This is a genomic window from Kribbella sp. NPDC000426, assembly GCF_040300265.1.
In the GTDB taxonomy this organism is placed as follows: Bacteria; Actinomycetota; Actinomycetes; order Propionibacteriales; family Kribbellaceae; genus Kribbella.
This window is the reverse complement of sequence record NZ_JBEPDK010000006.1, coordinates 338,247-364,076: the sequence shown is the minus strand read 5'-3', so window position 1 is coordinate 364,076 and position 25,830 is coordinate 338,247. Positions and strand designations below refer to the sequence as shown.

The following is a 25,830-nucleotide window of genomic DNA, read 5'->3' as shown; positions in this document are numbered from 1 at the left end:
TGGGACCAGTTTCCTAGGAGGTCTCACTGATGGATGCCGAGCAGATCGCGGCCGGCCGGAGCCGGTGGCAGCAGCGGTACGACGCCGCGCGCAAGCGGGAGGCGGATTTCACCACGCTCTCCGGCACCCAGGTCGAGCCTGTCTACGGGCCGCCCGAGGGGGTCGAGGACCCGCGGATGGAGCGGATCGGCTGGCCGGGGGAGTTCCCGTTCACCCGCGGGCTGTATCCGACCGGCTACCGCGGCCGGACCTGGACGATCCGCCAGTTCGCCGGCTTCGGCAACGCCGAGCAGACCAACGAGCGGTACCGGATGATCCTGAACGGCGGTGGCGGCGGCCTGTCGGTCGCGTTCGACATGCCGACGCTGATGGGTCGTGATTCCGACGACCCGAAGTCGCTGGGCGAGGTCGGGCACTGCGGCGTCGCGATCGACTCGGCCGCGGACATGGACCGGCTGTTCAAGGACATCCCGCTGCAGGACGTCACCACCTCGATGACGATCTCCGGTCCGGCCGTGCCGGCCTTCTGCATGTACCTCGTCTCCGCCGAGCGGCAGGGTGCGGACATCACCAAGCTCAACGGGACGCTGCAGACCGACATCTTCAAGGAGTACATCGCGCAGAAGGAGTGGCTGTTCCCGCCGGAGCCGCATCTGCGCCTGATCGGCGACCTGATGGAGTACTGCGCGACCACGATCCCGGCGTACAAGCCGCTCAGCGTCTCCGGGTACCACATCCGTGAGGCCGGCTCGACCGCCGCGCAGGAGCTCGCGTACACGCTCGCCGACGGGTTCGGGTACGTCGAGCTCGGGCTGTCGCGCGGCCTCGACGTCGACGTGTTCGCGCCGGGCCTGTCGTTCTTCTTCGACAGCCACCTGGACTTCTTCGAGGAGATCGCGAAGTTCCGCGCGGCCCGCCGGATCTGGGCCCGCTGGCTGCGCGACGTGTATGGCGCGAAGACCGAGAAGGCCCAGTCGCTGCGCTTCCACACCCAGACCGCCGGTGTGTCCCTGACCGCGCAGCAGCCGGTCAACAACGTCGTACGGACGGCCGTCGAGGCGCTCGCCGCGGTGCTCGGCGGGACCAACTCGCTGCACACCAACGCGCTCGACGAGACACTCGCGCTGCCGACTGCGGAGTCCGCCGAGATCGCCCTGCGCACGCAGTCGGTGCTGATGGAAGAGGTCGGGGTCACGAACGTGGCCGACCCGCTCGGCGGCTCCTGGTACGTCGAGGCGCTGACCGACGCGATCGAGGCCGAGGCCGAGCAGATCTTCGCCCGGATCAAGGAGATGAGCCCGGACGAGACGATGACCGGCGGGATCCTGCGCGGGATCGAGGACGGCTGGTTCATGGCCGAGATCGCCGACGCCGCGTTCGAGTACCAGCAGAAGCTCGAGAAGGGCGAGAAGAAGATCGTCGGCGTGAACACGCTGACCGACACCGTGTCCGGCGACCTGGAGATCCTCCGGGTCTCGCACGAGGTCGAGATCGAGCAGTGCCGAGTGCTCGCGGAGCGCAAGGCGCACCGTGACGAGGACCTGGTACGGCGTACGCTAACGGCTCTGGTGGAGGCGGCCAGCGGCACTGGCAACCTGATCGAGCCCATGCTGGAGGCAGTGCGTGCGGAGGCCACGATGGGGGAAATCTGTCACGTTCTTCGGGAACAGTGGGGCGAGTACCGAGAGCCCGCCCGATTCTGAGGAACAGCCGCAGCCCGATCTGACGGCCGCGACGGCCAGTGCGATCGGGCCGGCCGACGGGCGTCGCGTGGTGGTCTGCGGGTCGGACCGCACGATGTTGCGAGTGACAACGGAACTGGTGAGCTCGGGTGAGCGGGTGACCGCGATCGTGAACCCGGACTCGCGTCACTACGACCGGATCAAAGAGCTCGGCGCCAACGTGATGGGCGCCCGGGTGATCAGCGAGTCGCTGCTGCGGCGCGCCGGGGTGGACGCCGCCGACGACGGGGCGCCGTCCACAGCGCGCGCTCTGGTGTTGCTGGACAACAATGACGTCCACAACGTGCACACGGCGCTGACCGCGCGCGACATGGATCCGGAGCTGCGGATCGTCGTACAGATGGTGAATCCGCGGCTGGGCAAGCACATGAACCGGCTGCTCGGGGACTGCGTGGTGATCAACGGGCCGTCGCTCGCGGCGCCCGCGTTCGTCTCCGACGCGCTGGAGGACGACGAGCTGACCTGGCTCGACCTCGGCGGCCGACGGCTGGTGGCCGGGCAGGCCGACCTGATCCGGGAGCCGCATCTGACAGTGCTCGCGGACACGACCTCGTCCGCGACGCCGACGCTGCTGCCGTTGTCGAGCTCCGACCCTGACGGAGACATCGTGCTGGGGACCGGCGTACGGGCGCTGTGGGGGAGTCGAGATGTCCGCCCGGCCGGCTGGTTCATGGCGCTCCGCGACATCCTCGACAGCCGGGTGCGGAAGATCGCCGCGGTGATGGCGTTCCTGATCGTGGCCGGTACGGGCGTCATCCACTACTTCGGCGGGATCGAGTGGTGGCGGGCGTTGTACCTCGCGGCCGGGGTGGTCACCTCGGCCGGGATCGACGACGACAAATTCAACGACGCGCAGCCGTGGGTGAAGGTCAGCGCGGTGCTGGTGCAGCTGACCGGGATCGTGTTGATGGCGCTGCTGACCGCGGTCGTGGTCGACTCGCTGATCGGTGCGCGGTTGTCGCGGCTGATCGGCGGTGTCCGCGGGCGGCCGCGCAATCACGTCGTGGTGTGCGGGCTCGGTACGGTCGGGTCGCGGGTGCTCGAGATCCTCACCGAGCGGGGCGTCGCGGTGGTGGGGGTCGACCAGGACGACGAGGCGCCCGGCGTACAGACGGCGCACCGCTTGAAGATCCCGGTCGTGGTCGGGGACAGCAGCAACGAGGAGACGCTGCGGTTGGCCGGCGTCCAGCGGTGCCAGTCGGTGCTGGCCATCACCGACGGAGACATCACCAACCTGGAATGCGCGATCATGGCGCGGGATCTCAATCCGGATGCCTGGATCACGATGCGGATGTTCGACCACGACCTGGCGCAGCGGGTCGAGCGGCGGCTCGGACTCGGCCACAGCCGGTCGGTGTCCATGCTGGTCGCGCCTGCCGTGGCCGCAGCGGTCGCGAACCGGCGCAGTCAGGTGACGGTCCCGGCGGGTCGTCGTGTTCTGCTGCTGACCGAGGTCACCGTCGAGCCCGGGTCGATCGCGGTCGGGAAGCGGATGGGGCAGCTGGACGAGGCCGGGGGACTGCGAGTGCTGGCGAGGCAGGACCTGGGCGAAGCCTGGGACTGGAGCCCGACCGGCCCCGAGCCCCGTGCCGGTGGTCGTACTGCGGCGTCCGAGCGGGAGGCCAGGTCGGCAGGGCGGGCGCCGGCGGCGGGTCGGGCGCCGGCTGTTGAGCGGGTGCCGGCGGTCGAGCGGGAGCTGCGGGCGGGGGACCGGCTGGCGGTGGCGGGGACCCGCAGCGGGCTGGCACGGTTGTTGATGGCGACCCGGGCTCAGCAGAGTTCGGCATCGTCGTAGAGGATGGACCTGTGAACGTAGATCGGGTATGTGCGCACGGAATGCGAGGACAGTGGTGAGCCAGTCCAACTTCTCCCGTCCCGGGGCGATCGATCTCTCGGGCCTGCGCAAGCCGGCCGGTGCAGCGCCGGGCGGTCCCGGCGCCCCGGCTGGTGCGGCCGGTGCCGCCGCCGGCGCCTATGTGCTGAACGTGACCGAGGCGAACTTCCAGGCCGACGTGATCGAGCGCTCCCTGCAGGCGCCGGTCGTGGTCGAGCTGTGGTCGCCCCGCTCCCAGGGCTCCAACGCCCTCGGCGCGGTGCTGGCCCAGCTGTCGACCGAGTACGACGGGAAGTTCCTGCTGGCCCGGATCGACGTCGACGCGAACCCACAGGTGGCGCAGGCGTTCGGCGTCCAGTCGGTGCCCGTGGTGATCGCGATCCTGCGCGGTCAGCCGGTCCCGTTGTTCCAGGGCGCTCTGGGCGAGCCCGAGGTCCGGCAGTACCTCGACCAGCTGCTGACGGTGGCGGTGGCGAACGGCATCACCGGTCGCGCCGAGCCGGTCGGGCCGCCTGCTGGTGACGCCGACTCGGCTGAGGAGCCGCCGCCGAACCCGCGGTACGAGAATGCGGAGAACGCTGTCGCCGCAGGCGATCTGGACGGCGCGATCGCGGCGTACGAGGAGCTGCTGAAGGAGACGCCGGCCGACGCCGAGGCGAAGTCCGGGCTGGCGCGGGTGCAACTGGTGAAGCGGACCCAGGACGTGCCGGCCGACGTACGGACGCGGGCCGCCGACAACCCGGCCGACGTCGAGGCGCAGCTGCTGGTCGCCGATGTCGATCTGATGGGCGGGCACGTCGACGACGCCTTCGCGCGCTTGATCAGCACGGTCCAGGCGACCTCGGGCGACGAGCGGAACACCGTCCGGCTGCACCTGCTGGAGTTGTTCGAGGTGGTCGGCGCCGACGACGACCGGGTGGTCAAGGCCCGGCGCCGGCTGATGTCCGCCCTGTTCTAACCCTTCAGGATCGGATCTGTTGTCAGGGTCTCCGAGACCCGGGCGAGGAGGGTGCGGAGCGTCTCCGCCTCCTCCTCGCTGAAAGCCGCCGCGAGCCGCCGTTCGACGGCGGTGGCGCGCTTGTCCGCCTGATCGAGAGCCTTGCGTCCGGCCGGCGTCGGACGGGTCTCGATCACGTGCTTGTGCAGCGGGTGCGGCGTGCGCTCGATCAGGCCGCCGGCCTCCAGGTTGCGCAGGATCGTCGTCATCGTCTGCGGGGTGACGGCGCAGCGCCGGGCCAGCTCGGCGGCCGAGATCCCCGGCTGCTCGTCCAGCACGAACAGAGCGGCGTACTGCGGAACCGTGAGTCCGGCCGGTTTCACCGCCGCTGACTTCGCCGCCTGCAACTCCTGCTCGACCCGCTTGAAGTGACTGCCGAGCCGCTCGTCGAAGGACATCCGCATGCGGACCATCCTACGAACGGCGTCGGTGATATATGCATTGACGACTATCAGAGCTCTGATTAATCTCCGTGTTCGTATCCATCTTGAGGAGGGTTCTTGATGAAGTTCCGAGTGCTGGTCGCGGCGTTGCTCGCCTTGACGGCGTCGCCGGCCGCGGTCCCCGTGCCGGCCGTTGCTTCGCACGGGATTCCCGTCCAGCTCGACGGCCGGACGGCTGACAGGTATCCGGAGGGGATCGCCTGGGATCCGACCCGGCAGGCGTTCCTGGTCGGGTCGCTGGCCACCGGGCGGATCTCGGTGGTCGGCCGGGACGGCGTACCGCATCCGTTCGGGGTCGCGCCCGGGGTGTCGACGTTCGGGCTGCATGTCGATGCCGTGCGCAACCGGGTGCTGGTCACGTACGCCGATATCGGCAACGGCGAGCGGTCGTCGGACGCGACGCTCTACAAGCAGTCCGGGGTCGCGATCTACAACCTGCGGACCGGCCGGCTCGAGCGGAAGGTCGATCTGAACACGCCGCAGCTGAACCCGGCCGGCGGTCGACACGGCGTGAACGACCTGGCGATCGATGCCGTGGGCAACGCCTACGTCACCGACCCGGCGGGTGACGCGATCTACCGGATCACGCCTCGCGGTGCGGCGTCGGTTCTCGTCCGCGACGAGCGGCTGCGGAGCGACACGATCGGGGCCAACGGCATCGTCTGGCACCCGGGCGGCTATCTGCTGGTGGTCCGGTACGACGTGGGCACCTTGTTCCGGATCTCGCTGCGGGGTGAACTCAGTACGACTGGTCTGACCAGTGCACTGGTCGGGGGAGACGGCTTGGCGCTCGCCCGGGACGGCCGGCTGATCGCGATCACGAACAAGCTCGGTGCGGCTGGTGTCGAGCAGGCGACCGTGCTGAGCAGCCGTGACAACTACCGGACCGCCCAGGTGCGGTCGGTCGAGCCGTGGCCGGTCTCCGGTCCGACGACGGCCGCGATCACGCCGTACGGGACGTATGTGCTGAGCGGGCGGATCGATGTGCTGATCGCCGGCGGCTGGTCCGACCAGTTCACTATCCGGCGGATGGCGGCGTACTGAGGACCTTGGCCGGAATCGGTCAGTGTGAATTCTTGTAATTGGTGCTGAAGTGCTCTGAGAATTCTTCACATGAGTGCAGTCGCGTCACCGCCGCCGAGTCTCGAGGCGCGGATCCACGGCCTGCTGCCGGCGTTGAGTCCGGCGCAGGCCCGGATCGCCGCCGAGGTACTGCGGGATCCGGCGGCGGTCGCGGGATCGACGATCGGCCAGCTGGCCGCCCGCTGCGGTACGTCGCTGCCGAGCGTCACGCGCTTCTGTCTGGCGCTCGGCCTGTCCGGGTACGCCGAGCTGCGGCTCACGCTCGCCGCCGAGAGTGGTCGGACCAGTCTCAGCTGGGAACGCGGGACCGGTTCGGAGGTCGGACCGGACGACTCGTTGGACGACGTACTCCGGACGTTGCTGCGCGCGGACACGCGGGCGCTTGAAGACACTGTCGCGTCGCTGGACGTCGACGCGCTCGGCCGGGCTGTTCGCGCGATCGCGGATGCCCGGCGGATCGACCTGTACGCCGTGGCGGGGTCGGCCGCGGTGGCCGAGGACCTGCGGTTGCGGCTGCACCGGATCGGGCGGGTCGCGAGTACGTGGAGCGACGTACACACTGCACTGGCGAGCTCGGCTCTGCTCGCAAGCGGCGATGTCGCGGTCGGGATCTCGCACAGTGGCGAGACGCTCGAGGTTCTCGAACCCGTGACCCGGGCCGGGCGGCAAGGGGCGACGACTGTTGCCATCACCAACTATCCGCGGTCGCCGCTGGCGCGGGTGGCGGACATCGTGCTGGTCACCGCCGCCCGCGACGTCACGTTCCGGACCGGGGGACTGGCCGGCCGGCACGCCCAGATGATCGTGCTCGACGCGTTGTACCTCGGCGTCGCCCAACGCGACTATCCACAAGCCGAGCAGGCCTTCGACGCGACCGCCGACGCCGTCGCGGATCACCGCCAGAAGTCCTGAGATGTCCTGAGAAGCCTTCTGCCGCAAGCTCCGTTCGACCGCCTTCCGAAGGAGAACCATGCAGAGTCCGCACCAGATCCTCGGCCCCAGCCGCCGCAGCCTGCTCCTAGGCGCCGGCGCTACCGCCTTGACCGCGGCAGCCGCTACCGCCGCTTCGACAACCACCGCAGCCGCCTCGACCACCGGCGCGACGACTGCTCCGGCCGCCGTGCCGTCGCCGGACACGCTGCCGTTGACGGGTGGGCCGGACTTCCCGATCGGGTTGTTCTGGCCGCCGCATCCGTACGCGAGCACCGCGCAACGGTTCGCGGAGATCAAGAACGCCGGCTTCGACTTCATCATCTCCGGCAACTACGCGGGAGACGGCAACATCTTCCAGTACCAGCTCGGCCTGGCCCGCGACGCCGGCCTGAAGATGCTGATCTCGGACGACATCCAGATCCGCAACATGTCCCGCTGGTTCTCGATCTCCGACACCACCACCGACTTCCTCAGCGTGACCCCGGCCGAGGCGAGTGCGCTCTACATCCGCGCCCGCGACGCGTACGGGCCGTACTCGTCGCTGGCCGGCTTCAACTTCTACGACGAACCGGGCGCGGGCTGGTTCGCCACCTTGGCGAAAGCGCTCTCGATCTCGCGTGAGCTGGCGCCGCAGTTGCTGCCGTACATCAACCTGCTGCCGTCCGACGATGCGACGTACTATCGCAACTTCGTCGACGTGGTGCAGCCGTCGCTGATCTCGTTCGACCGCTATCCGCTGCTGTCGGAGGGGCGCGAGGACGCGAACTACTTCCACAACTGGGCCATCGTCCGCGACGCCGCGCTGCACGGCGACATCCCGGCCTGGGTGTTCATCCAGACGCTTGCCTACAACAACCATCGCGAACCGACCGCGGCGGAGCTGCTGTGGCAGGTCAACATCAGTCTTGCGTACGGCGCGAAGGGCATCCAGTACTTCACCTACTGGACGCCGGAGGCCGCTCGCGGCGAGGGGTTCGGGCCGGCGTTGATCACGGTCGACGGCAAACGGACACCGCGGTACGACGCCGCGAAGCAGATCAACACGACGTGGTTGCACCAGGTCGGGCGCGAGCTGAAGCCGTTGGTGTCGGAGTCCGTCGTCCATGCGAACGAGACTCCGTTGCCCAACGGGGCCGTCGGTTTCACGCCTACGAACCTGGTTTCGGCGGTCTCCGGGGATTCGGTTGTCGTCGGCACCTTCCGGTCGCGGGATGCGGCGTCGGGTGATCGGTGGGTGCTGGTTGCCAACCGTTCGCACAGTGCGCGGGCCCGGGCCGTTGTCGCGGTGAACGAGCAGACGGTCGGGTCGGTCGGGGTGTTCCAGCCGGCGATGCAGAAGTACGCGTCCCAGCGGGTCGGGCCGGTCCAGGTCCCGCTGGCTCCTGGTGCGGCGATGTTGATCAAGGTGGGCGCGAAGTAGTCAGGTGGTCTGACCGGTGTAGATGCCCATCGCGCGGAAGCGGAGGGCCGGGGCCGCGTACTCCTCCAGGGCGTGCGCGGTCCAGCCGATCATCCGGGCGAGCGCGAACAGCGCGTCACCGGCGTCCGGGCGGAAGTCGTACGCGTGCATGATCGCGGCGATGGCCAGGTCGCTGTTCGGGAACGTCGGGGTGCGCTCGGCGATCGCGGCGACCGTGCCGACGATCGGGTGATCGCCGAGCAGTCGGAGGAGTACGTCGGCGCGCGGGTCGCGCTGCTGGTAGATCCGGTGGCCGAAGCCGGGGATCGGTTCGCCCGAACGCAACCGGTCCGACAAGGCCTTGAGCGGATCCTGCCGTGCGCGTCGGAGGAACTCGTATGCAAGGGTCGGTGCGGCGCCGTGGTACTGGCCGTCGAGGGCGCCGAGCCCGGCGGAGATGACGGCGTACAGGTTGGCGCGGGCGCTGGCGGCGACGCGGGCGGCGACCGTCGAGACGGCGAGCCCGTGATCGGCCAGCAGGATCAGCGCGGCGTCGAGCACCTCGGGGCGGGGTGCTTGGTCGGAGAGCTTCGGCCATAGGCGGGCGCCGAGAGTCGCGGCTGGGTCCACGTAGTCGCCAGGCAGCGCGCTCACCAGGGTCCCGATCAGTCGCCCGGCAGCGGCAGTCACCGACGGTGCGGACAGGTCGAACCGCAACGGATCAGCAGCCCCCAGCACAGCCACCGCCACCCGCAGCCGATCCGTCAACCGAGCCCCCTCCGGCGCCACCTCCATCGCAGCCCGAGCAAGCTGCACCCCCTCCCGCTCCACCCCAAACACTGCCCGGGTCCGAGCCGCCGCCCCCACCGCCCCCACCGTGGACGGTTGAGGGGTTTGGCCGATCCACAGGAGGGTGGCTACTTGTTCGACTGTCCAGTTGGTGGCGAGGAATCGGGCGGAGTGACCGCGGTAGTAGAGCTCGTCGTCCTTGAGGAGGGTCAGTTGGGATTCGATGCGTTCGACGACGCCGGAGTGGTCGACGGATCGGCTGGCCAGGCGTTCTACCTCGGTGGCTGAGAAGAGGCTGCCGCGGCGGCCCCGGGCTCGGGTGCTGGTGAGAAGGCCTCGGCTGACGTACGCGTAGATCGTCTCCGGTTTGACCTGCAGCCGGCGTGCGACCTCCGCGGTGGTCAGGTAATTCTCGTCACCTTCGGCCGTCATCCCCGCTCCTCCAGCGATCGATCCCGATTCACATTGACTGGATCAATATTGACAATAGTTGATTAGCTGTCAACTCTGAAGATATGTCAACAGTGATCAATGTTCCGCCCGGCCTGCGCAACGTCGTCGTCACCGAGACGACCCTCGGCGACGTCCGTGGTGACGAAGGGTTCTACCACTACCGCCAGTACTCGGCGATCGATCTCGCCAAGTCGAAGACGCTCGAAGACGTCTGGTACCTGATGTTCGAGGGCCGCCTGCCGACCGACGCCGAGCGCGACCGGTTCATCGCCGAGTTGGCACCGCTGCGCGTCCTGCCCGACGAGGTCAGCGCGGTCCTCCCCGCGATCGCGGCCGCCGGTGCGAAGTTCAACCCGCTCGCCGGCCTCCGCACCGCCCTGTCGCTCCTGGCGGCGGTGCGTGGTCTTCCGCCGCTCTGGGACGCCGACCCGGCCCGTCGGAAGGCCGACGCGATGCTCGTCTGCGCGGTCACCCCGACCATCCTCGCCGCCCTGTATCGCCTCCGCGAAGGTCAGCAGCCGCTCCAGCCACGCGCCGACCTCTCGGCCGCAGCCAACTGGCTCTACCTGGTCACCGGCGCCGAGCCGAACGCAGTACATGCGACCGCGATCGAGCACTACCTCGTCTCGACGCTCGACCACGGCTTCAACGCCTCTACGTTCACCGCGCGGGTGATCGCCTCCACCGGCGCTGACGTGGTCTCAGCCGTTGCCGGAGCGATCGGCGCGTTCTCCGGACCGCTGCACGGCGGCGCCCCGGATCGTGCCCTCGCCAGCCTCGACGAGATCGGTACGCCGGACCGCATCGATGCCTGGGTCCGCGCGAAGGTGTCCGCCGGCGACCGGATCATGGGGTTCGGCCACGCGGTCTACCGGACCGAGGACCCGCGTTCGCTGATGCTCCGCGACATCGCCCGCGGCATCGGCGGCGACCTGGTCGACTTCGCCACGACGGTCGAGCAGCGCATCGTCGACGTCCTCGCCGAGCTGAAGCCGGGCCGCAACCTCTACGCGAACGTCGAGTTCTACGCCGGGGTCGTGATGGAGCTGTGCGGCATCCCGCGCGCGATGTTCACGCCGACGTTCGCCGTCAGCCGGATCATCGGCTGGTCCGCCAACATCCTCGAACAGTCCGAGGACCCGAAGATCATCCGCCCGATCGCCACGTACGTCGGCCCCCAACCGCCCGCGCCCGTCGACTAGGCAACGGCAACTAGGCGACGAACTGCATGACGCCGTCCTCGACGGGCCCGAAGCGCAGCGTCACCAGGTCGCGTGGATAGTTCTGCCGGAGGCGCCAGGGCCCCTGACTGCCCTGGCGCGGAAGGATCGCGGCCGCGCGCCGGATGTAGCCCGAGGACAGGTCGACCACCGGCCGAGGTGGAGCGTCGTATTCGGCCGGGTCGACCTCGGGGAGGCAGATCCGGGTGCCGGTCGCGGTCAGGTGGTTGAGCAGCCGGCAGACGTACTGCGAGGTCAGGTCGGACCGCAGCGTCCACGAGTTGTTGGTATACCCGATGCACCAGGCAAGGTTCGGTACGCCGCTGAGCATCATCCCCTTGTAGACAAAGGTGTCGTGCGGCGCCACGGACCGCCCGTCGACCGTCACCTGGATGTTGCCCAGCGCAACCATCCGCAGACCCGTCGCGGTCACCACGAGATCCGCCTCCACCTCACGACCCGACCGGAGCAGCAGACCGCCCGGAGTGAACCGCGAGATCTCGTCGGTCACCACAGAGGCCGACCCGTTCCGCAACGCCTTGAACAGGTCGGCGTCCGGCACCAGACACAACCGCTGGTCCCACGGCTTGTACTGCGGGGTGAAATGCGGATCGACCGGGATCGACTCCGGCAACTCCCGCGCCACCCCGGCGTTCAGCAACCACGCCGCATGCGCCGGCCACTTCCGGAACGCGCTGTACAGCGCGGTGCTCACGGCAACGTTCTTCCCGCGGATCAGCCGGTGCGCGAGGTTCTCCGGCAGTACGGCGCGGAGCCGGTCCGACAACGCGTCGCGGGCAGGCCGGGAGGCGACGTAGCTCGGCGTGCGCTGCAGCATCGTCACGTGCTCCGCCGTACCGGCCATGGCGGGCACGAGCGTCACGGCGGTGGCGCCGCTACCCACAACGACCACTCGCTGCCCGGTGTAGTCCAGGTCGGCCGGCCAGTGCTGCGGGTGCACGATCCGGCCCTCGAACGAACTCTGCCCGGGGAAGTCGACAACATAGCCCGAGTCGTAGTCGTAGTACCCGCTGCACACGTACAGGAACGAGCAGGTGTAGGCCTGGCCGGAGCCGGTCTCGACCGTCCACAGCGCGTCGGCGGACGACCACGAGGCGCGCACGACGCGCTGGCCGAAGCGGATGTGCTTGTCGATCCCGTACGTCGACGCAGTCTCGTGCAGGTAGTCGAGGATCGCCGGCCCGTCCGCGATCGCCTTCGCGGCCTTCCAGGGGTGGAACGGGAACCCGAGCGTGAACATGTCCGAGTCCGACCGCACCCCCGGATACCGGAACAGGTCCCACGTGCCGCCGAGGCTCTCGCGGGCCTCGAGGACGGCGTACGTCCGGTCCGGGCAGCGGGTCTGGAGCCGGTACGCCGCGCCGATCCCGGACAGGCCCGCGCCGACGATCAGCACGTCAAGATGCTCCGTCGAAGTCACAGTACTCAACAGTAATGAAGATTCTTCCCGGGTGTTGTCGATTCCGTGTGGCGGCGATCGTCAGCAAGATGTTCAGTACAAGCCCTACACGAGGGAGAGCCTGAGATGGCGCAGTACATGTTCCTGCTGTACGACAGCGAAGAGTGGTACGACAACGTCACGCCTGATGACTGGCAGCAGGCGATGAAGCTGCACGGGGCCTTCGCGGAGGCGGTGGAGAAGGCCGGGGCGCGGATCCTCGGCGGGGAGGCGCTCGAGCGGTCGACGACGGCGAGCACCGTGAAGCAGCGCGAGGGCGCCGAGCCGCTGGTCACCGACGGCCCGTTCATCGAGACCAAGGAGGCGCTCGGCGGCTACTACGTCATCGACGCCCGCGATCTCGACCAGGCGCTGGAGCTGGCCAAGATCTGCCCGTCCGGCAACGTCGAGGTGCGTCCGGTGATGGACACCTCGGCAGGCTCCGGGCCGCAGGGCTGACATGCCACCACCGGGTACGTCGGCGATCCGTCCCGCCGGCGTACCCGGAGCGGGGGAGAGTGATGACTGAGGCGGTAGAGGTCACCCGGGTGGTGGACCGGGCTCATCGTGAGAGCTGGTCCACCGTGCTCGCGTCGGTCGTGCGCCTGACGCGGGACCTCGACCTGGCCGAGGACTGCACGCAGGACGCGTTCGTGCAGGCGTTGCGGACCTGGCCGGACGGCATCCCGGTGAACCCGGGCGGCTGGCTGACCACCGTCGCGCGGCGCCTCGCCCTGGACCGGCTGCGGCGGGAGACGAATCTGCGGCGGAAGCTCCCGCTGCTGGTGGAGGAGCCCGGCGAGGTCGAGCAGCCGACGGATCCGCTCCGGCTGGTGTTCACCTGCTGCCACCCGGCACTCGCGCGCGAATCGCAGGTCGCGCTGACGCTGCGGCTGATCTGCGGACTCACGACCCGGGAGGTGGCCGCGGTCCTGTTGATCAGCGAGGCGACCGCCGCCGCTCGGATCACGCGGGCGAAGAAGAAGATCGCGGCGGCGGCCATCCCGTACCGGATCCCGCCGGATCACGAACTGCCCAAGCGGCTGGATGTCGTGCTGACCGTCGTCCATCTGGTCTACACGGCCGGGCACGTCGCGGCGGGGCCGGCGCTGACGCGGACCGATCTCACCGGCCGCGCGATCGAGCTGGCACGGATGCTCGAGCGGCTGATGCCGGACGAGCCGGAACCGCAGGCGTTGCTCGGGTTGCTGCTGATGACCGAGGCGCGCGGTGACGCGCGAGTGAGCGCTGACGGCGAGCTGGTGCTGCTCGCTGATCAGGACCGTTCCCGGTGGGACGCGCAGCTGCTTGCAGAGGGGGTTTCGCGAGCCACGGTGGCCTTGGAGCGCGGCCACGGCCGGTTCGCGTTGCAAGCAGCTGTTGCCGGACTGCACGTGACCGCGCCGTCGTGGGCGAGGACGAACTGGGGTCAGGTGGTCCGGATGTACGACGCGATGATGGTGAGCTGGCCGACGCCGATCGTCGCGCTCAACCGGGCGGCCGCGCACAGCCTCGTCCCCGGCGCAGATCTGGAGGCGGTGCTCGGCGAATTGGATGTCTTGGGCAAGGAATCCGCGCTGGCGACGTACGCCTATCTGCCCGCGACCCGCGCCGACGTCCTGACCCGGCTCGGCCGGACGGAGGAGGCCGCCGAGGCCTACCGGCAGGCGATCGAGCTCACCGCCAACGAGACCGAGCGCCGCTTCCTGACCGCGCGACTTCAGGCGCCCAGCCAGGCGCGGAGTCAGGCCCGTGGCGCCCAGAGCTGATCGGCGTCGCCGGCTTCCATCCGGCCGCGGTACACGTCGATCTTGTGGTCGATCAGCTCCAGACTCTCCTGCAGCTCGGCGAGCTGGGTGAGTACGTCGGAGCGGTGCGCCTCGAGCAGCTCGAGCCGGTCCTTCTCGTTGCCGCGCCCGGCCAGGACGAGCTCGGCGTACGCCCGGATGGTCCGGATCGGCATCCCGGTGGCGCGGAACCTGGTGCAGATCTTGATCCAGTCCAGGTCGATCTTGCGGTACCGACGGCGCCCGCCGGCGGTGCGGTCGACGGTGGTGACGACCAGGCCGGCGCGCTCGTAGTACCGCAGGGTGTGGACGCTGACGCCGGTGCGTTCGGCGGCTTCGGCAATACTGATCCCGCGTTCATTGACTTCGAGCACGCTCTAAATCCTAACGTGGTCCTATGAGCCTCACAACGCCCCACGAGACTGGTCTCACCAGTGCCCGCAGGTACGCCGTGCTGGTGATCTGCTGCGCCAGCCTGCTGATCTCGGTGATGGACATCTCGATCGTCAACGTCGCCCTGCCCGCGATCCGGGACGGGCTCGGCGCCTCGACGGCCGGACTGCAGTGGACCGTCGACGCCTACACGCTCGTGCTCGCGAGCTTCCTGTTGCTGGCCGGCTCGACCGCCGACCGGTTCGGTCGCCGCCGGATGTTCCGGCTCGGGCTGATCGTGTTCGGGGTCGGTTCGCTGCTGTGCAGCCTGGCGCCCGGGATCGGCTGGCTGATCGCCGCGCGTGCGGTGCAGGCGGTCGGCGGGACGATGCTCAACCCGGTCGCGATGGCGATCGTCGTGACCGTGTTCCCCGACCGGGCCGAGCGGGCGCGGGCGATCGGGATCTTCGGCGCGACGGCCGGCCTGTCGCTCGTGCTCGGGCCGATCCTCGGCGGTGCGCTCGTCGACGGCCTCGGCTGGCGGTCGATCTTCTGGGTGAACCTGCCGATCGTCGTACTCGCGGTGGTCTTCACCAGCCTGTTCGTGCCCGAGTCGCGGGCCGCCCACGGCCGCCGGTTCGACCCGGTCGGCCAGCTCCTGGTGATCCTGGTTCTCGGCGGCGTCGTGTCGGCGATCATCGAGTCCGAGAAGCACGGTTGGGGTTCGCCGTTCATCGTCGGGCTGCTGGTGGTCGCGGCCGTGTCGGCGGTCGCCCTGATCGGGTACGAACGGCGGCGCGAGGAGCCGCTGCTCGAGCTTCGCCTGTTCCGCAGTGTGCCGTTCAGCTCCGCTGTACTGATCGCGCTGTTCGCCTACAGCGGCTTCGGGGCGTTCCTGTTCGTCACGACCCTCTACCTGCAGAGCGTCCGCAACCTGTCAGCGCTCGACGCCGGCCTGTCCCTGCTGCCAGTCGGTCTGCTGATCTGCGTGCTGTCGCCGCTCACCGGCCGCGTGGTCGGTTCGCTGGGCCCGCGCTTGCCGCTGGTCGTCGCGAGTACGGCGCTCACGCTCGGCGCCGCCGCGTCGATGACGATCGGCATCGACACCCCGCTGCCCGTCATCCTCGCGATCTTCCTGCTCTTCGGCGTGTTCCTGGGCACGATCAACCCGCCGATCGCGAACTCGGCGGTGTCCGGGATGCCCGCGTCGATGACCGGTCTCGCGGCGTCGCTTGCGTCGGTCGGCCGGCAGACCGGTACGTCGCTCGGGGTCGCGATCGCCGGATCGATCGTCGGTGCCAAGGCGACGACCGATCCGGAGGCGTTCGTCGACGCCGCGCATCTGGTCTGGTGGCCGATCATCGCGACGGGACTCGTCGTACTGGCGTTGGCTTTGGTGAGTACGAGTCGGCGCGCGCTCCTTACGGTGCAGGCGGTGTGAGCGGCAGTCCGAAGTACGGGACGAGGCTGGGCGTGCTGAAGACGTGGATGCCGGTGAGCCCGGTGGCCGTCGGGGTGAGTACGGCGATGCCGTACGCCTCGCCCTTGAAGTAGGCGCCGACCGCGGGCTGACCGTTCGCGACGATCGGCAGCATCCGCCAGTCGCCCGGCTCGCCGACCGCCGAGGCCAGCAGCTGCAGGCACATCACGCGGCCGTTGAACCACGCCGTCGTACCGACCATCTCGATCGCTGCGTCCGCGCGCAACGCCCGCTCCAGCGCGGCCATGTCGGCGTTCTCGAAGCCGCTGATGTAATCGGCCAGCAGAGCCTGGGCCTTGGGGTCGTCCGGCTCGACCACAGGCTCGGTCGGATTCTCGTCCAGGCGGGCGCGCGCTCGTTGCAGCGTGCTCTTCACTGCCGCGACGGACGTGTCCAGCATCGTCGCGACCTCGGCCGCAGGGAACGCCAGGACCTCGCGCAGGATCAGTACGGCGCGCTGCTTGGCCGGCAGGTACTGCAGCGCCGCGATGAGCGCCAGCCGCAGGCTCTCGCGCGTGGTGACGATTGTCGCCGGGTCATGTACCAACGACTCCGCGATCGGCTCTACGAAGAGCACGGACGGGTCTTCGGGAGGTACGCCGGGGGACAGGTCCGTAGCCGGAGCCGCCAGCCCGGACGGCAGCGCGCGACGGCCGCGCTGTTCGAGGGCGGTTAGGCAGACGTTGGTCGCGATCCGGTACAGCCAGACCCGCACCGACGAGCGCTCCTCGAACCCGGACCACGCCCGCCACGCCCGCAGGTACGTCTCCTGGACCGCGTCCTCGGCCTCGTGGATCGACGCGAGCATGCGGTAGCAGTGCGCGAGGAGCTCCTTGCGGAACGGCTCGGTCCGGCTGTCGAAATCGCTCACCACTACCTCTTCTGTCGTCACAGGCCCAGCACCGGTCGTGCCCAGCGTGCCATCCGCTGGATGGCATCGTCGGCTTCCGGCGCGCGACCGGCCGCCATCTGGAACGTGTGCTGCATCTCCGGGAAGACATCGAGCCGTACGTCGACCCCGGCCTTCTCCGCTCCCTCGGCCAACGTGCGAGCGTCGTCCAGCAGTACCTCGTCGCCGCCGACCTGGATGTAGATCGGTCCGAGCCCGGTCAGGTCGCCGTACAGCGGGTTCACGAACGGATCCTGCGGTGAGCCGTCCGGTCCGAGGAACAGGTAGGCGAGTCCGCGGACCAGGTCGCGGTGGAAGAACTCGTCCCGATTCCGGTTGGTGTCGTACGACGCTCCGGTCGCCGCGAAGTCGACGGCCGGGGAGAACGGCAGCGCGCCGGCCGGCAGCGGCAGGCCGATCGAGCGGGCGCAGAGCTGCGTGGTGACGGCCATCCCGCCTCCGACCGAATCGCCGGCGAACAGGATGTGTTCGGGGGAGATGCCCTGGTCCAGCAGCCAGCGGTAGGTGTCGACGGCGTGGTCGAGCTGAGCGGGATGCGTGTGCTCGGGCGCCAGCGGGTAGTCGAAGACGAGCGCCCGGGCGCCGACCGCCTTGGCCAGGTGAGCGAACATCTTCCGGTGTGAGTAGCGCGATCCGCCGATGTAGCCGCCGCCGTGGAAGCACAGCAGGACCCGGTCGGTGGCGGCGTGGTGCGGGACGATCCAGATCGCCTGCCGGCCGTCGACGGACAGGTAGTCCACGTCCGAGGGCTCAGTTGTGAGCTCGGCCCAGCGGTGGTCGCCCAGCTCCTGGTCGCCGTCGGGGGTGTCCCGCTCGGCGGACACACGCGACCTGATCCAGTGCCGACGTACCGCTTCGGACTCCTTGCTCGCCATCGTGAATCCTTTCGGTTGCTGGTCGTTATCGGTACTGACCGGCACGGGTGCAGAAAGGAATCGGCGTGCTTCACTGGGAGCATGAGCACTTCGGGCTCAGGGCCGGCGTTGTCGGCCTCGGAAGAACGCACCTGGGCGATGCTCGCCCATGTGGGGGTGTTCGTCGCGGCCTGGTTAGCGATGGGGTTCCTGTGTCCGCTGATCATCTGGCTGTTGTTCCGCGGCCGGTCCGAGTTCGTCCGCAAGAACGCGGTCGAGTCGCTGAACTTCCAGATCTCGCTGCTGATCTACACCGCGATCGCGGTGGTGCTGGTGCTGATCACGTTCGGTCTCGGGGTGCTGATCATCGTGCCGCTGATCGTGATCGGCGCGGTCGCGGCGGTCGTGTTCATCGTGCTGGCGACGATCGCGGCATCGAGCGGCCAGGAGTACCGCTACCCCCTGACCATCCGGTTCGTCCGCTAGGGTCGGGCCGGTGGAGCTCATCGGCCAGGGAATGGAAGGCGCGGTCTACGACCTCGGGGACGGGTCCGTGCGGAAGGTCTGGTTCGACCGGCGGCCGGAGGATGTGCTGCCGCTGAAGGCGTTCCTCGACGAGCTGCCGGAGCTGCCGTTTCGTACGCCGCGGATCCGCGAGGTGAGCGCCGGGGAGAACGGGCTCGCGGTCAGCGTCGAGGACAAGCTGACCGGCCTGCCGCTGCATCAGGCGGGGTTGCCCGAGTCGCAGGCGCTGGATGCGTTCGTCCTGGTTGTCGAGGCACTCCGTACTGCGCGCCCGGGTCCGGCGAGCCGCGCGCTCCCGGTGATAGGCGAGCCGTTCTGGGGCCGGTCCTGGGGCGAGAGTCTCGCGGCTGTCGTACGCCGTCGTGCCGCAGCCTCGAAGGTTCATCTCGAACGGGACGTGCCCGACTTCCCCGCGCTGCTGGACACAGTGATCGAGGAGCTCAGCGCCCTGCCTGAGGTCGAGCTGAGCGTCGTCCATGGGGACGTCTGTCCGCCCAATGTGCTGATGCACGGCTCAGAGGTTGCGGCGGTGCTGGACTGGGGGTTCCTGTCGACTGCCGGGGACACCACGTTCGAGGCGTCGCTGGCGGCTGGGTTCTTCGATATGTACGGGCCGGACGCACGGCGGCTCGACGACCTGTTGCTGGACCGGTTTGCGGGGCTCGGGCACGACCGGGAGCGGATGCGGCTGTACCGGCAGGCGTACGCGATCATCACCGCGACCATCTACGACGAGAACGCCGGTGACGGGCACTACCTCTGGTGTGTCAACCAGCTCACGAAGTGATCGGTACGCCGGCTCGTAGGTTGTGCAGCTGATCCGGCGCGGCCAGGAGCATCGGGAGGCGGCGGGCGTTCAGCGGTGAGACCAGGCCCGCCAGCTCCTCGGGCGCGTGCCACGACAGTCCCCGGATCTCGAACCCGTCCGGCTGGAGCTCGTCGATCAGCGACGGGTCGTGCACGCCCCCGTCGTACAGGATCTCGACGGCGTCGCCCCAGCCCTCCCAGCGCGGCAGCCAGTCGATGGCCAGTACGCCGAGCAGCGGCAGCGCCGTACCCATCTCCTCCTGCATCTCGCGGGACGCACCGGTCGCCGGGTCCTCGTCGGGCTCGACCACACCGCCGGGCAGCTCCAGGTCCTTCTTGTAGCTGACCTGGCACAGCAGGACCCGGCCTGCCGTGTCGCGTACGACGACGTGGGCGATCACGCGCTTCTTCGGCAGCGTCGAGTCCATCAGTGCGGTCCAGCCGGTCACTGTGTCCGGCCGAGGGTCGTCGACGCGCATGCCGTAGATCGCGATGTCACGGCGCTCACCGTCCACGAGTGCGGCGCCACGCAGTACCCCCTCGCGCCGGAAACCGGACCGGATCGCGACCCGCGCCGACGAGTGCAGCTCGGGGTCAACCTCAACCTGCAGCCGGTCCAGCCCGAGCTCAGCGAACGCGTACTCCGTCACGAGCCGGAGCGCCTGCTGCGCCGGTCCGGGGCCGCCGTCGAGCGACCAGACCACCAGGGCAACGCCCGGTGTGGTCCGCCGCACCTCGACGGTCCCCAGGACGTCGCCCGGCTCACCCGTGTCGTCCGGCCGGATGTGCTCGACGGTGAACGTCGTCACCTGCCCGTTCGGCGGCGAAGGGTGCAGTGTCAGGTCACCATCGGACAGCGGATCTACGGCGGTCACGCCGTGAACGCTACCCCGTGAAGCGTAGGTACACCGTTGCCAGGGGTGGGACGGACAGCTCGGTGCTGGTCGTCATCCCGTGCCACTCCGGTCCGTCGGCCTCGACCGCGCCGAAGTTGCCGACCCCGGAACCGCCGTACGTGTTGGCGTCGGTGTTGACGACCTCCTCCCAGCGGCCGGCGTACGGGAGACCGAGGCGGTAGCCGTGGTGCGGGATCGCGGAGAAGTTCGCGATACACGCCACAGTTGGCTCGCCCTCGTCGCCGTACCGGACGAAGGAGAAGATGTTGTTGCTGGCGTCGTTCGCATCGATCCAGCTGAACTTCTCGGCGTCGTGGTCGGTCCGCCAGAACGCCGGAGTGTCCTTGTAGACCCGGTTGAGATCGCGGACCAGCTGCTGCAGGCCCTGGTGGTCGCTGTGGTCCAGCAGCCACCAGTCCAGCTCGCCCTTCTCCGACCACTCCGACTCCTGGCCGAACTCGCAGCCCATGAACAGCAGCTGCTTGCCCGGATGCGCCCACATCATCGCCAGGTACGCACGCAGGTTGGCCAGCTGCTGCCAGCGGTCGCCGGGCATCTTGCGCAGCAGCGATCCCTTGCCGTGCACGACCTCGTCGTGGGAGAGCGGGAGGACGAAGTTCTCGGAGTACGCGTACATCATCGAGAAGGTCAGCTCGTGGTGGTGGTACTGCCGGTGGATCGGCTCGTGCTCCAGGTAGCGGAGCGAGTCGTTCATCCAGCCCATGTTCCACTTGAAGCCGAACCCGAGCCCGCCGAGATGCGTTGCCCGGGTGACACCCGGCCAGGACGTCGACTCCTCGGCCACGGTGATGACGCCCGGGACCCGCTTGTAGAGGGTCGCGTTCATCTCCTGCAGGAACGACACGGCTTCGAGGTTCTCGCGGCCGCCGTACTGGTTCGGGACCCACTGGCCGTCCTGGCGGGAGTAGTCCAGGTAGAGCATCGAGGCGACCGCGTCCACGCGCAGACCGTCGATGTGGAACTCCTCGGCCCAGTAGATCGCGTTCGCCACCAGGAAGTTCCGCACCTGGGGCCGGCCGAAGTCGAAGACCAGCGTGCCCCAGTCCGGCTGCTCGCCGCGGCGCGGATCCGGGTGCTCGTACAGCGGCGTACCGTCGAAGCGGGCCAGGGCCCAGGCGTCCTTCGGGAAGTGTGCGGGCACCCAGTCGACGATGACGCCGATCCCGGCCTGGTGCAGCTTGTCGACGAGCAGCCGGAAGTCGTCCGGGTCGCCGAAACGCGAGGTCGGGGCGAAGTACGACGTGACCTGGTAGCCCCACGATCCGCCGAACGGGTGCTCCATCACCGGCATCAGCTCGACATGGGTGAACCCCATGTCGTTGACGTAGGCAACGAGTTCGTCGGCCAGTTGCGCGTAGCTGCGGCCCTTGCGCCACGAACCGAGGTGTACTTCGTACACGCTCATCGGCTCGGCGTACGCCTCCGCCTGCGCGCGCCGCTCGAGCCACGCGGCGTCGCTCCACTCGTACGACGACTCGGTGACGACCGACGCGTTCGCCGGGGGAGTCTCGGCCAGGTTGGCCATCGGGTCGGCCTTCTGCCGCCAGACACCGTCGCGGCCGCAGATGTCGAACTTGTACCGCGTCCCCGCGCCGACGCCGGGCACGAACAGCTCCCAGACGCCGGACGAACCGAGTGAGCGCATCGGATGGGCGCGGCCGTCCCAGAAGTTGAAGTCCGCGGTCAGCCGGATCCCCTGCGCGTTCGGGGCCCAGACGGCGAACGACGTACCGGTGACGGTCCCGGTCGGGCCGTCGTAGCGGCGGACGTGGGCGCCGAGCACGGTCCACAGCTGCTCGTGCCGGCCCTCGCCGATCAGGTGCAGGTCGACCTCGCCGAGCGACGGGAGATAGCGGTACGGGTCGTCGACCACGGTCGCGGGACCGTCGGTGTAGGTCACCTCGAGGCGGTAGTCCGGGACCTTGTCGACGTCGAGGACGCCGACCCAGATCCCGTCGTGCTCGTGCCGCAGGTCGAGCCGGTGGTCGCCGAGGTGATCGCCGTACAGCACGGTCACGCTCTTCGCGAACGGCCGCAGCGCGCGCACGGTCACACCGTGCTCGCCGAGGTGCGGGCCGAGCACCTGGTGAGGATCGTGGTACGTGCCGGCAACGAGTCTCTCCAGCTCGGTCCGATCGACCCGAACCGCTGTCACCACAGGCTCCTCGACCGCCACCACAGGCTCCTCAAAAGCTTCGCGCTCTCCCATGAATCCCATCCTGCCCGATCAACTCCGTCTTCACTGCACCCCGTACCCGCCGAGTCCCGACGTACACAAGGTGGTATGCTGGCATACCATGAGGAGAACCACGGTCAAACTGCCGGACGAGCTCGACGCCCAGTTGCGGCACGAGGCCGCGCGTCGCGGGATGACTATCTCAGAGCTGACTCGGGAAGCGGTCGAGACACACCTGGCCGCCGGTCGCGGACGGCGACGTCGGCTGTTGGCGGCCGGGGCTGGGCGTAGCGGTCGCGCTGATGTGTCGGAGCGGATCGAAGAGATCCTCGCCGCGGAGGTCGACAGATCGCACTGATCGTGGATGCCGGTCCGCTCTACGCCTACGTCGATGCGGACGACAGGCATCATGAGGAATGCCTCGAGCTTCTGGCGACGCACCCAGGTCCGTTGCTGGTGCCGATGCTCGTGATCACGGAAGTCACCTACCTGCTGGCGAGTCGGCTCGGACCAGTGCCCGAGGTGCGCTTCCTCGGCGACCTCGCGAACGGCAACCTGGTCGCGGAGCCGGTGGTGCCGCGAGATTGGCTACGGATCGCGGAGCTCACTTCCGTCTATCGTGACCTGCCGTTGGGTACTGCAGATGCGTCCGTCGTGACGGCGGCTGAACGTCTCGACATCAAGCAGGTCGCGACCCTGGATCGTAGACATTTCAGCGTCGTCCGACCGCTGCACACCGAAGCATTCGAGCTATTGCCCTAACGCGGCCCGTACGGTGTTGAGGCGGGTGGTGTAGCGGGGCCAGGCGAAGCCGGTTCTGGTGTGGGCTGAGGTGGTTTCGGCCAGCAGGGTGGTGGCTTGTTCGCGGTCGCCCTGGGCCAGTGCGAGAGCGGTGGCCACGGCGCGGGCGGCCAGCCAGGACGTGCTGTGGTCGGGGGTTTCGGCGAAGACAGCGTCGAGGAGGGCGGCGGCTTCGTCGACTTCGCCTTGCAGGACGAGGAGATCGGCCAGGTCGATGTAGGCGTGGGTGACGCCGCTGTCGTCGGCGACGGCGTACTCGACCGCGGCACGCAGGTACTTCTCGGCGGCGTCGAGGTCACCGCGGGCGATCGCGACCACGCCGCGGATCACCTCGTTGAGCGGGAGGATCTGGCGGTCGTCGAGGCGGCGTGCGTAGTGGTCGGATTCGGCGGCTGCCTTCAGTGCCTCGTCGTACCGGTCGAGACTTACGAGTGCGCCGGCGAGATTGCTGAGGCCCCGGGACAGGCCGTGCTCGTCGCCGTACTCGCGGTCCGCGACGATGCAGGTCTCGTAGCACTCGAGGGCCTTGGCGGGCTGGCCGGTGTAGACGTAGAGGGTGCCCAGCGCGTCGGTGCAGGCCGAGAGCCGGCGTTCGTGCTGCGGTGAGGTGCGGGCAAGAGCTTGACCGGCCAGCAGCGGAGTGAACGCGTCCAGGAGGTGGCCGCGCTCGATCTCGACGATGCTGCGGTAGTAGAGCGCTGTCAGGGTGAGCGTGTCGTCGTCCTGGGTCCTGGCCAGTACTTCGGCTTCGGTCAGGGATGCTGCAGCTTGGTCGAAGCGGCCGCGCATGGTGAGGACGAAGCCGTGGTTGCTCAGGGCGGTGACTCGCTCGGCTGTGGTCGCGTTCGGAGCGTCGGCCAGGGCGCCGAAGTGGCGGGCGGCTTCGGCGTACCAGCCTCGGATGAGCCACGGGGTGTGGAGGGCGAGTGCTAGTCGGAGGCCCTTTACCGCGCGGTCGGTGTTGGGGGCGCGGTCGAGGATGTCCAGCAGGTTCGGCCACTCGGCGAAGACTTCGGTGATGGACTCGGCCGATGCGAAATCGTCGTCGCCACCGGCGGTCTCGACGAAGGTGAGGGCCCAGTCGAGCTGTGCGGCCCGGGTCGGGTCGGTTTCGCCGGCTTCGTCGAGTTTTGCCAGGGCGTAGTCGCGGACGGTCTCCAGGAGGCGGAAGCGGCGGCCGTTGATCGCCTCGACTGTGAGGAGCGACCGGTCCGCCAGCTCGGTGAGGGCCGGCGCTACGTCGCGCGGGTCGTCGGCGATCTGTTCGGCGGCCTCCAGCGTGAAGCCGCCGGCGAACACGGCTATGCGGCGCAGTACGGCGCGCTCTCGGTCGCCCAGGAGTTGGTGGCTCCAGTCGAGGGCGGCGACGAGGCTGGTGTGTCTGACTTGCGCGTCGCGGGAGCCGGCGACGAGTAGGCGCATCCGGTCGGCCAGTCGCTGTGCCAGCTGCGGGACGGTCAGGGTGCGGGTGAGACCGGCGGCCAGTTCGATGCCGAGCGGGTAGCGGTCGACCGCCGTACAGATCGCGGCGATCTTCTCCGGGTCGGCTCCGTGGGCGTCGGCGGCGCAGCGCTCGGTGAACAACCTGGCCGCGTCGAGGGCGTCCAGCGGGTGCATCGGCCGGACTTCCTCGGCTGCCAGCTGCAGTGGTCGCTGCGAGGTGACGAGGACGGTCAGGGCGGGCGCTTGCCGGACGAGCGCGGCGACGATCTCTGCAGTCTGCTCGATCACGTGCTCCGCGTTGTCGAGCACCAGCACGGACCCGTCCAGGTTTGCCGCAGCTGCAGCAATCGGATCGCTCCCGCCGGCGTCATCACCCGCAATCGCTTCCAGTACGGCGCTCTCGCGCTGCAACGGCGCCAACTCGACCAGCCGTACGGCCCGCCCCACCCCGCGCGCGGCTTCCACGGCCAGCCGAGACTTCCCACTCCCAGGCCCGCCCGTCAGCGTGACCAGCCCGGGCTCCTGTAGCCGTCGGCGAAGCGCGGCGAGCTCCTCGCCACGTCCGACAAAGCTGGTGAGAGCAGCTGGCAGCTCGACCGGTGGGGGAGTCGGGACTGCGGGAGGTTTGAGGAGGAGGGTGGGGTCTTGGCGGAGTAGACGTAGCTCCATGGCCGCGGTGTCGGGGGCTGGGTCTACGCCTAGTTCGTCGGCTAGGCGAGTGCGTAGTTTGGACAGGCGGGACAGGGCGTCTGCTTGGCGGCCGGTGCGATAGAGGGCCAGGGCCAGCAGGCACCAGAGGCGTTCATGTAAAGGGTTTTCGGTTGCCAGCGCCTCCAGCTCGCGGGCGGCTTCGGCTGCGTGGCCCAGGGCCAGCTCGGCGTCCAGGAGCTCGACCTGGAGGGTCAGGCGCCACGCGTCGAGCTGCTCGCCTTCGGCTACGGCGTACGGGACTGTGCGGAGGTCGGCGAGTGACGGGCCGCGCCAGTGGGACAGCGCGTCGCGTGCCGCCGTACGGACGCGCTGGTGGTCGCCGGAGCGGACGGCTGCGTGCATCTGCTCGACTGCGGCCCGGGCCTCGGTGAGGTCGGTGACGCGGGCCGCCAGCGCGTACCCGCCGTTGACGCGGGTGAGCAGATCAGGCTGATCGATCGCGCCGCGGAGCCGGGACGCGAGCACTCGGAGCCGCTCGGTCGGTCGGGCCAGGTCGACGTCACCCCAGAGGTCGGCCGCGAGCCGGTTGTCCGGGACAGCCATGCCGCCGGCCAGTGCGAGCCGGACCAGCAAGGCCCGTTCCAGCGGGCGGTCGACCGAGAGCGGGATGCCGTCGAGCCCGACCGCCAGAGGGCCGAGAACACGGACCTCTAGCAGCGGCTCGGGAGGCATACCCGCAAGTATTACAGTGGTCG

General features: G+C 69.2%; 23 protein-coding genes. 14 read left to right on the top strand and 9 right to left on the bottom strand.

Features of this window, described 5'->3' with window-relative positions; genetic code table 11:
- Window positions 1–29: 29 nt before the first annotated feature.
- The 3 genes from icmA to ABT313_RS30350 are packed head-to-tail and all read left to right on the top strand — an operon-like array spanning window position 30 to window position 4,534.
- Window positions 30–1,703, top strand: coding sequence for a coenzyme B12-dependent isobutyryl-CoA mutase large subunit (icmA, locus tag ABT313_RS30360; protein WP_350860876.1), 1,674 nt, complete (start codon window positions 30–32; stop codon window positions 1,701–1,703).
- On the top strand, window positions 1,624–3,537 hold the full coding sequence (locus tag ABT313_RS30355; RefSeq protein ID WP_350860874.1) for an NAD-binding protein: 1,914 nt from the start codon (window positions 1,624–1,626) through the stop codon (window positions 3,535–3,537). Before icmA ends, ABT313_RS30355 begins: the two co-directional genes overlap by 80 nt.
- A gap of 55 nt (window positions 3,538–3,592) precedes the next feature.
- Window positions 3,593–4,534 carry a tetratricopeptide repeat protein gene (locus ABT313_RS30350; protein WP_350860872.1) on the top strand — a complete coding sequence of 314 codons (942 nt, stop codon included), beginning with the start codon at window positions 3,593–3,595 and terminating at the stop codon, window positions 4,532–4,534.
- Here the strand turns inward: ABT313_RS30350 and ABT313_RS30345 are convergent.
- Window positions 4,531–4,977, bottom strand: coding sequence for a MarR family winged helix-turn-helix transcriptional regulator (locus ABT313_RS30345; RefSeq protein ID WP_350860870.1), 447 nt, complete (start codon window positions 4,975–4,977; stop codon window positions 4,531–4,533). The genes ABT313_RS30350 and ABT313_RS30345 overlap by 4 nt on opposite strands.
- A gap of 99 nt (window positions 4,978–5,076) precedes the next feature.
- On the opposite strand from ABT313_RS30345, the gene ABT313_RS30340 reads away from it, so the two are divergent.
- The 3 genes from ABT313_RS30340 to ABT313_RS30330 all read left to right on the top strand — a co-directional run bounded on the left by ABT313_RS30340 (window position 5,077) and on the right by ABT313_RS30330 (window position 8,452).
- Complete coding sequence (locus tag ABT313_RS30340) at window positions 5,077–6,060, top strand: hypothetical protein (protein ID WP_350860868.1); 984 nt, start codon at window positions 5,077–5,079, stop codon at window positions 6,058–6,060.
- A gap of 69 nt (window positions 6,061–6,129) precedes the next feature.
- Window positions 6,130–7,011, top strand: coding sequence for a MurR/RpiR family transcriptional regulator (locus ABT313_RS30335; protein ID WP_350860866.1), 882 nt, complete (start codon window positions 6,130–6,132; stop codon window positions 7,009–7,011).
- A 58-nt stretch (window positions 7,012–7,069) separates the two neighbouring features.
- Window positions 7,070–8,452, top strand: coding sequence for a hypothetical protein (locus ABT313_RS30330; RefSeq protein WP_350860864.1), 1,383 nt, complete (start codon window positions 7,070–7,072; stop codon window positions 8,450–8,452).
- On the opposite strand, the gene ABT313_RS30325 is transcribed toward ABT313_RS30330, so the two are convergent.
- Entirely contained in the window at window positions 8,453–9,652 is a 1,200-nt protein-coding gene (locus ABT313_RS30325) for a citrate/2-methylcitrate synthase (RefSeq protein ID WP_350860862.1), read from the bottom strand.
- Window positions 9,653–9,735: 83 nt separating this feature from the next.
- On the opposite strand from ABT313_RS30325, the gene ABT313_RS30320 reads away from it, so the two are divergent.
- Entirely contained in the window at window positions 9,736–10,875 is a 1,140-nt protein-coding gene (locus ABT313_RS30320; protein ID WP_350860860.1) for a citrate/2-methylcitrate synthase, read from the top strand.
- A 10-nt stretch (window positions 10,876–10,885) separates the two neighbouring features.
- Here ABT313_RS30320 and ABT313_RS30315 read toward each other — a convergent pair whose 3' ends face one another.
- Complete coding sequence (locus tag ABT313_RS30315) at window positions 10,886–12,334, bottom strand: flavin-containing monooxygenase (protein ID WP_350860858.1); 1,449 nt, start codon at window positions 12,332–12,334, stop codon at window positions 10,886–10,888.
- A 105-nt stretch (window positions 12,335–12,439) separates the two neighbouring features.
- Here ABT313_RS30315 and ABT313_RS30310 point away from each other — a divergent pair, with 105 nt between their 5' ends.
- Window positions 12,440–12,811, top strand: coding sequence for a YciI family protein (locus tag ABT313_RS30310; RefSeq protein ID WP_350860856.1), 372 nt, complete (start codon window positions 12,440–12,442; stop codon window positions 12,809–12,811).
- 62 nt (window positions 12,812–12,873) lie between these two features.
- Window positions 12,874–14,121, top strand: a complete 1,248-nt coding sequence (locus ABT313_RS30305; protein WP_350860854.1) for an RNA polymerase sigma factor — start codon at window positions 12,874–12,876, stop codon at window positions 14,119–14,121.
- Here ABT313_RS30305 and ABT313_RS30300 read toward each other — a convergent pair.
- The gene (locus ABT313_RS30300; protein ID WP_350860852.1) at window positions 14,097–14,513 is read right to left on the bottom strand and encodes a MerR family transcriptional regulator; all 417 of its coding nucleotides are present in this window, start codon (window positions 14,511–14,513) and stop codon (window positions 14,097–14,099) included. The two genes, ABT313_RS30305 and ABT313_RS30300, sit on opposite strands and share 25 nt — an antisense overlap.
- A 23-nt stretch (window positions 14,514–14,536) precedes the next feature.
- Between ABT313_RS30300 and ABT313_RS30295 the strand changes: the two genes are divergently transcribed.
- The gene (locus ABT313_RS30295; protein WP_350860850.1) at window positions 14,537–15,952 is read left to right on the top strand and encodes an MFS transporter; all 1,416 of its coding nucleotides are present in this window, start codon (window positions 14,537–14,539) and stop codon (window positions 15,950–15,952) included.
- On the opposite strand, the gene ABT313_RS30290 is transcribed toward ABT313_RS30295, so the two are convergent.
- Both ABT313_RS30290 and ABT313_RS30285 read right to left on the bottom strand, forming a co-directional pair.
- Complete coding sequence (locus tag ABT313_RS30290; RefSeq protein WP_350860848.1) at window positions 15,933–16,862, bottom strand: RNA polymerase subunit sigma-70; 930 nt, start codon at window positions 16,860–16,862, stop codon at window positions 15,933–15,935. The two genes, ABT313_RS30295 and ABT313_RS30290, sit on opposite strands and share 20 nt — an antisense overlap.
- A gap of 17 nt (window positions 16,863–16,879) precedes the next feature.
- Entirely contained in the window at window positions 16,880–17,776 is an 897-nt protein-coding gene (locus tag ABT313_RS30285) for an alpha/beta hydrolase (protein ID WP_350860846.1), read from the bottom strand.
- Between the two features lie 81 nt (window positions 17,777–17,857).
- On the opposite strand from ABT313_RS30285, the gene ABT313_RS30280 reads away from it, so the two are divergent.
- Both ABT313_RS30280 and ABT313_RS30275 read left to right on the top strand, forming a co-directional pair.
- Entirely contained in the window at window positions 17,858–18,241 is a 384-nt protein-coding gene (locus ABT313_RS30280) for a DUF4870 domain-containing protein (RefSeq protein WP_350860844.1), read from the top strand.
- Between the two features lie 10 nt (window positions 18,242–18,251).
- Complete coding sequence (locus ABT313_RS30275; RefSeq protein WP_350860842.1) at window positions 18,252–19,067, top strand: phosphotransferase; 816 nt, start codon at window positions 18,252–18,254, stop codon at window positions 19,065–19,067.
- Here the strand turns inward: ABT313_RS30275 and ABT313_RS30270 are convergent.
- Both ABT313_RS30270 and glgB read right to left on the bottom strand, forming a co-directional pair.
- Window positions 19,057–19,962 (bottom strand): NUDIX hydrolase, encoded by a 906-nt coding sequence (locus ABT313_RS30270; RefSeq protein ID WP_350860840.1) that lies wholly within the window; start codon window positions 19,960–19,962, stop codon window positions 19,057–19,059. The genes ABT313_RS30275 and ABT313_RS30270 overlap by 11 nt on opposite strands.
- 10 nt (window positions 19,963–19,972) lie before the next feature.
- Window positions 19,973–22,159 (bottom strand): 1,4-alpha-glucan branching protein GlgB, encoded by a 2,187-nt coding sequence (glgB, locus tag ABT313_RS30265; RefSeq protein ID WP_350860838.1) that lies wholly within the window; start codon window positions 22,157–22,159, stop codon window positions 19,973–19,975.
- Window positions 22,160–22,301: 142 nt separating this feature from the next.
- On the opposite strand from glgB, the gene ABT313_RS30260 reads away from it, so the two are divergent.
- Both ABT313_RS30260 and ABT313_RS30255 read left to right on the top strand, forming a co-directional pair.
- Window positions 22,302–22,538 carry a ribbon-helix-helix domain-containing protein gene (locus tag ABT313_RS30260; RefSeq protein WP_350860836.1) on the top strand — a complete coding sequence of 79 codons (237 nt, stop codon included), beginning with the start codon at window positions 22,302–22,304 and terminating at the stop codon, window positions 22,536–22,538.
- 2 nt (window positions 22,539–22,540) lie between these two features.
- On the top strand, window positions 22,541–22,942 hold the full coding sequence (locus ABT313_RS30255) for a type II toxin-antitoxin system VapC family toxin (protein ID WP_350860834.1): 402 nt from the start codon (window positions 22,541–22,543) through the stop codon (window positions 22,940–22,942).
- On the opposite strand, the gene ABT313_RS30250 is transcribed toward ABT313_RS30255, so the two are convergent.
- Window positions 22,931–25,807 (bottom strand): ATP-binding protein, encoded by a 2,877-nt coding sequence (locus ABT313_RS30250; RefSeq protein ID WP_350860832.1) that lies wholly within the window; start codon window positions 25,805–25,807, stop codon window positions 22,931–22,933. The two genes, ABT313_RS30255 and ABT313_RS30250, sit on opposite strands and share 12 nt — an antisense overlap.
- Window positions 25,808–25,830: the final 23 nt, after the last annotated feature.

Bases quoted from the DNA above. Each gene is read 5' to 3' on its own strand.
- icmA (WP_350860876.1), top strand. From the start codon at position 30: ATGGATGCCGAGCAGATCGCGGCCGGCCGGAGCCGGTGGCAGCAGCGG.
- ABT313_RS30345 (WP_350860870.1), bottom strand. From the start codon at position 4,977: ATGCGGATGTCCTTCGACGAGCGGCTCGGCAGTCACTTCAAGCGGGTC.
- ABT313_RS30340 (WP_350860868.1), top strand. From the start codon at position 5,077: ATGAAGTTCCGAGTGCTGGTCGCGGCGTTGCTCGCCTTGACGGCGTCG.
- ABT313_RS30335 (WP_350860866.1), top strand. From the start codon at position 6,130: ATGAGTGCAGTCGCGTCACCGCCGCCGAGTCTCGAGGCGCGGATCCAC.
- ABT313_RS30330 (WP_350860864.1), top strand. From the start codon at position 7,070: ATGCAGAGTCCGCACCAGATCCTCGGCCCCAGCCGCCGCAGCCTGCTC.
- ABT313_RS30325 (WP_350860862.1), bottom strand. From the start codon at position 9,652: ATGACGGCCGAAGGTGACGAGAATTACCTGACCACCGCGGAGGTCGCA.
- ABT313_RS30320 (WP_350860860.1), top strand. From the start codon at position 9,736: ATGTCAACAGTGATCAATGTTCCGCCCGGCCTGCGCAACGTCGTCGTC.
- ABT313_RS30310 (WP_350860856.1), top strand. From the start codon at position 12,440: ATGGCGCAGTACATGTTCCTGCTGTACGACAGCGAAGAGTGGTACGAC.
- ABT313_RS30305 (WP_350860854.1), top strand. From the start codon at position 12,874: ATGACTGAGGCGGTAGAGGTCACCCGGGTGGTGGACCGGGCTCATCGT.
- ABT313_RS30295 (WP_350860850.1), top strand. From the start codon at position 14,537: ATGAGCCTCACAACGCCCCACGAGACTGGTCTCACCAGTGCCCGCAGG.
- ABT313_RS30285 (WP_350860846.1), bottom strand. From the start codon at position 17,776: ATGGCGAGCAAGGAGTCCGAAGCGGTACGTCGGCACTGGATCAGGTCG.
- ABT313_RS30280 (WP_350860844.1), top strand. From the start codon at position 17,858: ATGAGCACTTCGGGCTCAGGGCCGGCGTTGTCGGCCTCGGAAGAACGC.
- ABT313_RS30260 (WP_350860836.1), top strand. From the start codon at position 22,302: ATGAGGAGAACCACGGTCAAACTGCCGGACGAGCTCGACGCCCAGTTG.
- ABT313_RS30250 (WP_350860832.1), bottom strand. From the start codon at position 25,807: ATGCCTCCCGAGCCGCTGCTAGAGGTCCGTGTTCTCGGCCCTCTGGCG.